This is a genomic window from Sphingomonas sp. Ant H11, assembly GCF_000797515.1.
Lineage (GTDB): Bacteria > Pseudomonadota > Alphaproteobacteria > Sphingomonadales > Sphingomonadaceae > Sphingomonas.
The window spans coordinates 21,236-28,730 of the sequence record NZ_JSBN01000055.1; the positions used below are offsets into that span (position 1 = coordinate 21,236).

Annotated in this window: 8 protein-coding genes and 1 pseudogene; 3 read left to right on the forward strand and 6 right to left on the reverse strand. The window is 65.7% G+C overall.

What is annotated here, in order from left to right:
* Window positions 1-6: 6 nt before the first annotated feature.
* Complete coding sequence (gene murA / locus NW75_RS11230; RefSeq protein ID WP_033965306.1) at window positions 7-1,290, forward strand: UDP-N-acetylglucosamine 1-carboxyvinyltransferase; 1,284 nt, start codon at window positions 7-9, stop codon at window positions 1,288-1,290.
* On the opposite strand, the gene NW75_RS11235 is transcribed toward murA, so the two are convergent.
* The 3 genes from NW75_RS11235 to NW75_RS11245 all read right to left on the reverse strand — a co-directional run bounded on the left by NW75_RS11235 (window position 1,287) and on the right by NW75_RS11245 (window position 3,734).
* Entirely contained in the window at window positions 1,287-1,805 is a 519-nt protein-coding gene (locus NW75_RS11235) for a phosphoribosyltransferase (protein ID WP_033965308.1), read from the reverse strand. The two genes, murA and NW75_RS11235, sit on opposite strands and share 4 nt — an antisense overlap.
* Window positions 1,802-2,815, reverse strand: a complete 1,014-nt coding sequence (locus NW75_RS11240) for an adenosine deaminase (protein ID WP_033965312.1) — start codon at window positions 2,813-2,815, stop codon at window positions 1,802-1,804. Before NW75_RS11240 ends, NW75_RS11235 begins: the two co-directional genes overlap by 4 nt.
* Window positions 2,816-2,879: 64 nt before the next feature.
* Complete coding sequence (locus tag NW75_RS11245; protein ID WP_033965326.1) at window positions 2,880-3,734, reverse strand: NmrA family NAD(P)-binding protein; 855 nt, start codon at window positions 3,732-3,734, stop codon at window positions 2,880-2,882.
* 84 nt (window positions 3,735-3,818) lie between these two features.
* Between NW75_RS11245 and NW75_RS11250 the strand changes: the two genes are divergently transcribed.
* On the forward strand, window positions 3,819-4,205 hold the full coding sequence (locus NW75_RS11250; RefSeq protein ID WP_033965313.1) for a winged helix-turn-helix transcriptional regulator: 387 nt from the start codon (window positions 3,819-3,821) through the stop codon (window positions 4,203-4,205).
* Between the two features lie 43 nt (window positions 4,206-4,248).
* On the opposite strand, the gene NW75_RS11255 is transcribed toward NW75_RS11250, so the two are convergent.
* The gene (locus NW75_RS11255) at window positions 4,249-5,586 is read right to left on the reverse strand and encodes a cystathionine gamma-synthase family protein (RefSeq protein WP_033965314.1); all 1,338 of its coding nucleotides are present in this window, start codon (window positions 5,584-5,586) and stop codon (window positions 4,249-4,251) included.
* A gap of 95 nt (window positions 5,587-5,681) precedes the next feature.
* Between NW75_RS11255 and NW75_RS11260 the strand changes: the two genes are divergently transcribed.
* On the forward strand, window positions 5,682-6,062 hold the full coding sequence (locus tag NW75_RS11260; protein ID WP_033965316.1) for a VOC family protein: 381 nt from the start codon (window positions 5,682-5,684) through the stop codon (window positions 6,060-6,062).
* 30 nt (window positions 6,063-6,092) lie between these two features.
* On the opposite strand, the pseudogene pgeF reads toward NW75_RS11260, so the two are convergent.
* Together pgeF and NW75_RS11270 are read right to left on the reverse strand one after the other, a co-directional pair.
* Window positions 6,093-6,847, reverse strand: a pseudogene (gene pgeF / locus NW75_RS11265) (peptidoglycan editing factor PgeF).
* A gap of 11 nt (window positions 6,848-6,858) precedes the next feature.
* The gene (locus tag NW75_RS11270) at window positions 6,859-7,368 is read right to left on the reverse strand and encodes a GNAT family N-acetyltransferase (RefSeq protein ID WP_033965319.1); all 510 of its coding nucleotides are present in this window, start codon (window positions 7,366-7,368) and stop codon (window positions 6,859-6,861) included.
* Window positions 7,369-7,495: the final 127 nt, after the last annotated feature.

Genomic DNA, 7,495 nt, shown 5'->3' on the forward strand with positions numbered 1-7,495 from the left:
AGATCCATGGATCGTATTCTCATTCGCGGCGGCAATCGCCTGTCGGGCCGTCTTCCCATTTCCGGTGCAAAGAACGCCGCGCTCACGCTGATGCCGTGCGCCTTGCTGACCGAGGAGCCGGTGACGCTGCGCAATCTGCCGCGACTCGCCGATGTCGACAGCTTCGGGCATTTGCTCAACCAGCTTGGCTGCTCGACTCGAATCGAGGGCGCGCGGCCCGAGGATTTCGGTCGCGTGATGACGATCCGCGCCGGTAAGCTCACCGCGACCGAAGCCCCGTATGACATCGTGCGGAAAATGCGCGCTTCGATCCTGGTGCTCGGCCCGCTGATCGGGCGCGCGGGCGAAGCGACGGTGTCGCTGCCCGGCGGCTGCGCGATCGGCAATCGCCCGATCGATCTGCATCTGAAGGCGCTGGAGGCGATCGGCGCTCAGCTTGAGATGGCGGCAGGCTATGTGAAGGCTGTAGCGCCGGGCGGGCGTCTGTCGGGTGGCAAATACACCTTCCCGATCGTGTCGGTCGGGGCGACCGAAAATGTCGTGATGGCGGCGGTGCTGGCCAAGGGCGGCAGCCGGATCGAGAATGCCGCGCGCGAGCCCGAAATCGTCGATCTGTGCAATCTGCTCGTCGCAATGGGGGCCAAGATCTCCGGCATCGGCACCGAGACGCTGGAAATCGAAGGCGTCGACCGGCTCCACGGCGCGACCTATCGCGTGATGCCCGACCGGATCGAGGCGGGCAGCTATGCCTGTGCCGCCGCCATCACGGGCGGATCGGTCGAATTGGTCGGCGTGAAGATGGACGATATGCGTGCCACCACCGCCGCCTTGATCGCGGCCGGGGTGACGCTGGAGGAGCGCGGCGACAATCTGCTGGTTTCCGCGACCAACGGCATCAAGCCGCTGACGCTATCGACCGCGCCGTTTCCCGGCTTCGCGACCGATATGCAGGCGCAGTTCATGGCGATGCTGTGCCTGGCCGACGGTGCTAGCGTACTGACCGAGACGATCTTCGAGAACCGTTACATGCACGTGCCCGAACTGGCGCGGATGGGCGCGGACATCCTCGTGCAGGGCCGCACCGCCGTGGTGCGCGGCGTGCCCAAATTGGTCGGCGCGCCGGTGATGGCGACCGATCTGCGCGCCTCGATGAGCCTGATCATCGCCGGGCTCGTTGCCGAGGGCGAGACGCAGGTCAGCCGCGTCTATCACCTCGATCGCGGTTATGAGCGGCTCGAGGAAAAGCTGAGCGCGGTCGGGGCCGATATCGAGCGCGTCGGCGACGGTTAAGCCGTCCGATCCGGCACGGCGGCGGCATCGGCCTGGATCGCGAGCTCGGGCGCAACCGCTTCCCACGGGAAGATGAACCAGTCCTTGGTCACCGCGCGGTCGATTTCGCGCGCGTGGTAATCGACGCGCTCGCCCGAGCGGATATTGTCGAGCAGCGTCGCGAAGCGCACGCTGCCCGGCACCGCGCCCGCCGCCGCCAGCATCGCCCGCAAGCGCGCGATCGTGCGGCCGGTGTCGTTGATGTCGTCGAGAAACAGGAAACGTTCGCCGCCCCGCGTGCGTGCCGCCAGCCGCGCGATCGGGTCGAGCGCAAAATCCTCGACTTGCGCCGAGAAATCGACGGATAGCATCGGCAGGCCACTCGCGTGGCTGAGAAACACCGCCGGGACCAGCCCGCCGCGCCCGATACCGATCAGGAAGGTCGGCGACCATGCCGCATCTTCGCTCAACCGCGCCGCCAACAGGCGGATATCGGCGACGAAGCGGTCCTGCGGGATCGGGGTGTAGATCGTCATGCCGCCGCCTCCACATAGGCATCCAGCCGCGCCAGATGCTCCGCCACGGCGGCATCGGGCAGGAACGAGCCCAGGAAACTGTTGCGCGCCAGCGTGACGAGATCGGCGCGGCCCAGCCCGCGCGCCGCCGCCACAGCGCGGTAATTGTCGGCGACATAGCCACCGAAATAGGCCGGGTCGTCCGAATTGACCGTCGCGCGCAGCCCCGCGCGCAGCATCCGGTCGATCGGGTGTGCGGCCATATCGTCCACCACGCACAGCTTGAGGTTGGAGAGCGGACACACCGTCAGCGTCATGCCCATGCGCGCGAGCCGCGTGACGAGCAGCGGGTCCTCCAGACTGCGATTGCCATGGTCGAGCCGGTCGACGCCGATCACGTCCAGCGCCTGCAGCACATAGTCGGGCGGCCCCTCCTCCCCGGCATGCGCGACCAGCTTCAAGCCCTTCGCCCGGGCCGCGGCGAAGACGCGCGCGAACTTCTCCGGCGGGTGGCCGAGTTCGGACGAGTCGAGCCCGACCGCCGCAATCCGGTCGAACCAGGGCTCGGCGGCCTCCAACGTGGCAAAGGCATCGGCTTCGTCGAGGTGGCGCAGAAAACTCATGATCAGCAGCACCGTCATGCCGTGCTTCGCCTCCGCGTCGGCAATGGCGGAGAGCAGCCCGGTGATGACCGTGTCGAAGGCAATACCGCGCGCGGTGTGCGTCTGCGGATCGAACATGATTTCGGCGTGGACCACCCCGTCCGCCGCGGCGCGGTCGAAATAGGCAGCGGCGAGATCGTGGAAATCCTGCGCTGTCCGCAGCACGTCCGCCCCGGCATAATAAATGTCCAGAAAATCCTGTAGCCGCGAGAAGTTATAGGCGGCGCGGACATCCTCGACGCTGGCGAAAGGAATGCTGACCTGGTTGCGCTGCGCGAGCGCGAACATCAGTTCGGGCTCAAGGCTGCCCTCGATATGGAGGTGGAGTTCGGCCTTGGGCAGGCCTGCGATGAAGTCGGGCTCGGTCATGGCGACACCATTGCGGCGTTGCTGGCCGTGGGCAAGCGCCGAACCACCGCCCACGGCCCCCGCTTCACCCTTTAAGCGCACTTTCCAGCGTCGCGCGCCACGGCGTGGTCGGTCGGCCGATCAAGGCGCTCAACGCATGGCGATCGTCGAACAGCGCGCCGTTGGCCGCCTTGGTGTCGCTTTCGGCCAGCATCGCCGCAATCGGTGCGGGCAGGCCGACCCCCTCCAGCGCAACGCGATAGTCGGCTTCGGGAAGGTCCTGATAGACCACGGCCTTGCCCGAAAGATCGCTCAGCGCCCCCGCCAGATCGGCCAGCGTAAAGGCATCGTCGCCCGCCAGTTCATAGGTCGCGGGCTTGGCTTCCAGTGCGGTCAGCACGGCCACGGCCGCCGCCGCGTAATCGGCGCGCGCCGCCCCCGAAATGCGGCCCGCGCCGGCGCTCCCCAACACCGCCCCATGCGCGACCGCCATCGGGGCGCTTTGCGCATAGTTTTCAGTGTACCAGCCATTGCGGAGCAGCGCGTGCGGCACGCCGCTGTCGGCCAGGGCCAGTTCGGTCGCACGATGTTCGATCGCGAGGTTGAGCGGGTTGGTGTCGGCATGGAGGAGGCTGGTATAGGCGATGAAGCCGACCCCGGCGGCCTTGGCGGCGGCGATCACGGCCTGATGCTGCGCCACGCGCTGGCCGATCTCGCTCGACGAGATCAGCAGCAGGCGATCGACCCCGGCGAGCGCGCCGACAAGGGTTTCGGCGTGATTATAGTCAAACGCTCGGACAACCACCCCCTGTGCGGCCAAATCGGCCAGCTTGGCAGGGTCACGCACCAGCGCGACGATCGTCTCGGGGGCAACTTTCTCGAGCAGGCCAGCGATAACAAGGCGGCCGAGTTGGCCCGACGCTCCGGTAACAGCAATCATGATAGCACTCCCAAAACCATTGAGACGCACCATCTAGGCGTGTAGCTTATGAAAAATAAGTACGCACAAAAGGTAAGTGATGAAATGGTAGAGTGGAGCGCCACCCCGCTTTCGGACGCTTTGGAACGCGGCGATGTGCTGAGCCCGGATTGCCCGTCCCGTCTCATCCTCAACCATGTCACCAGCAAATGGGGGGTGCTGACCCTGCTCTCGTTGCGATCAGGCACGCTGCGCTTCAGTGCGCTGCGTCGCAAGGTCAGCGGCGTGAGCGAGCGGATGCTGGCGCAGACGTTGCAGCAATTGGAAGGATGTCGCCTGGTCGATCGGCGGAGCTATGCCGAGGTGCCGCCGCGCGTCGACTATACGCTGACCCCGTTGGGGCGTGAGGCGGCGGACCGAGTCGCCGCGCTGGCGGACTGGATCGAATCGTCGCTGCCGTTGCTGCTGGAGCCAGCACCGGTCGCGGCATGATGGTCAGCCCGGGCGACACTTTGCGCCACCCGGGCCACGCTTGTCAGATCGCCGCGAGGGCCTGGTCGAAATCGGCAATCAGATCATCCGCATCCTCGACCCCGATCGAGATGCGCACGAGATTGTCGGTGATGCCGAGCGCCTGCTTGCGCGCATCGGGCACCGATAGATGCGTCATCGCCGCCGGGTGCGAGGCGAGCGTTTCGGTGCCGCCCAGCGACACCGCCAGTTTGGCGATTTTCAGCGCGTCGAGGAAAGCAAAGGCTTCTTTCTCGCCACCCTTCAGGATCAACGAAAAAGTCGATCCCGCGCCGGTGCAATGGCGCGCATAGATATCCGCCTGGCGCTCCATCCCCGGCGTATCGGCTAGGAAGCCAAGATAGCCGACTCGCTCGACCTTGGGGTGGCTGCGCAGGAAGCCACACACCTTGACCGCATTCTCGCCCGCACGGCTCATCCGCAATTCCAGCGTTTCGAGGCTGCGCATCAGCATCCAGGCGGTGTTGGGGTCACAGATCGTGCCGATCGTGTTGCGCATCAGCCGGATGGTGTTGATATGCTCCTTGGACCCGAGCACACCGCCCGCGACCAGATCGCTATGCCCGCCGGCATATTTGGTCAGCGAATAGACGACGATGTCCGCGCCATGCTCAAGCGGTTTGAGCCAGAGTGGGCCGAGGAAGGTATTGTCGATTGCGATCGGCGGCTTCGCGCCCTTGAAGATCGCGTCGCGGCTCGCCGCCACTGCCTGAATATCGACCAGCGCGTTGGTCGGGTTGGCGGGGCTTTCGAGATAGATCAAAGCGACATTGCCGGTCGCCGCCTTGCTCATCACCGCATCGATCTCTTCCCGCGTCGCGCCCGCCGGGAAATCGAGCCAATGCACGCCGAAGCGACCGAGAATGCGCGCGATCAGCGTCTCGGTCGCGGCATAAAGCGGGCCCGAATGGACGATGGTATCGCCGGGTTTGACCATCGACAGGAACAGCGTCGCGATCGCCGACATGCCGCTGGAGAACACCAATGCGTCCTCGGCCTCTTCCCACACGCCCAGGCGATCCTCGAGGATTTCCTGATTCGGGCCGTTGAACCGCGAATAGACCAGCCCTTCGGAGCCGCCGGGGCGCTTGCCGGTAACACCCTCGAAATGGCGCTTGCCTGCGGCTGCATTGGGGAAAACATAGGTCGAGGTGGCGAAGATCGGCGGTTTGAGCGAGCCTTCCGACAGCATCGGATCATAGCCGTGGCCCATCATCAGCGTGGAGGCCTTCAGCTTGCGATCGCCGATCTTCTCGATCGAGGGCTTGGGCTTGGTGCGCGGCGCGACGCCGGTCAGATCGGCTTCGGTCTGGGGGTCGGTCTGGTCGGTCGGCTTCGCCATGAGGGTGCATCCTGCGTCGAAAAATGATAGGAAGCCTTACCGCGAGATAGTCTCGAATGATACTATTTCGCGGCAGATCCTTGGGGGGACAGGATATGCCGATCGCAATCGTTTCGGTGCCCGTGACCGATGTGGCACGGGCGCGGCGCTTTTATGTGGAAACACTTGGGCTGGTGGTGTTGCGCGACGAGGCGATGGGGCCCGACATGCGCTGGGTTCAGTTGCAGCCCAAGGATGGTGGCGCGACGGTTGCGCTGGTGACGTGGTTCGACGCGATGCCGCCCGGATCGGTGCAGGGGCTGATGTTGGCGGTGGACGATATCGACGCCGAACATGCCCGGCTGGCGGCGGCAGGGGCGACGGTGTCACCGGTCGACGAACAGCCATGGGGACGCTTCACCATGCTGCAGGACCCTGACGGCAATGGCTGGATCGTCGCGCAATTGACCAATCCCGACGAAGTGAAGACCCGGTAAAGGGCTTTTGGTCGCCCGCTTGGCGAGGCGTCAGAGGCCGATGATCGAAATCTGACGCCCATAGCCAGGCTCACCGCGATGCGTCGCGCGGCGGAAGCTGAAGAAGCGCGCTTCATCGGCATAAGTGTCGAGCCCGAGCATCGCGACCCGCGTCACCCCGGCGGTGGCGAGGCGGTGCGCGACATAGGCTTCCAGGTCGAACTGGAAATGGCCCGCGCGGCCTTCGGCGAAGAAGCGTTCATTGGCCGGGTCGTTGGCCTCGAAGCGGCGCGCAAAGGCTTCGTCCACTTCGTAACTGCGCGCGCGATGCACGGGCCGATCGCGGCGGCGATGCGGTCGCGCTGTGCGCCGAGCGCTTCCATCGCCTGAATGGTGGCATCGGTGACGCCGCCGAGCGCCCCTTTCCATCCCGCGTGCGCCGCTCCGATGACCCCGGCCTGCACATCCGCCAGCAACACCGGCGCGCAATCGGCGGTGACGATGCCGAGCGCGAGGCCGGGGCGATCGGTCACCAGCGCATCGGCATGCGGGCGCGCATCGTCCTCAAAGGGCGTGGTCACGGTGACGCAATCGGACGAATGCACTTGATAGGGTGATAGCAGCCGCGCGCCAGGGCGCACCGCCGCGATTGCCCGCGCGCGATTTTCGGCGACGGCGGCAGCTTCGTCATCCGAGCCGATGCCGACGTTCAGCCCGGCATGGATACCCGTCGATACGCCGCCGACCCGCCCGAGAAAGCCATGCGGGATTCCCGCCAGCATCGGCGCGCGGATCACCTCGACCATTGCGGGCGCGCTCACAGCACCAGCCGCATCAGATTGTCGTCATCGACCGTCGCGCCGACGCGGAACGCGATCCGCCCGATGTCGCGGAAACCGTATTTTTCATAGAAACGATGCGCCCTGTGGTTGTCGACATAGACGCTCAGGATCACCTCGCGCGCGCCGTGGCTGCGCGCATGCTCGAGCGACCACGCCATCAGTTCCTGTGCCACGCCCTGCCCATGCCATCCGCTGAGCACATAGAATTGGTAGAGCTCGATCGCATCGGGACGCCATTCGCCGGGGAAGGTGACGGGCCCCATTTTGACGAAACCGATGATCTGCCCCTCGTCCAGCGCCAGCCGGATCGCGAAATCGGGATCGGAGAGTTGGGCGGGCAAGCCATTGGGGCCGAACGCCTCGTCGAGAAAGGCGCTCAGGTCGGACGCCGGATACAGCATCCCGAAGGTCTCGGTGAACGATTGGCGCGCCATCACGGCGAGCGCGGGGCCATCGATCGTGCGTGCGTCACGGTATTGAATCATGCGAACCCCGCAGGAAGTGGCCAGTCCGGGGAGGAAACCGCCAGAACCTGGAATAAGGTGCCCATTGCCTGGGTCAGGCGCTGGTGATCGGCGGCGATACCCTCGGCGCGGTCGGGCGCGGCGCGCT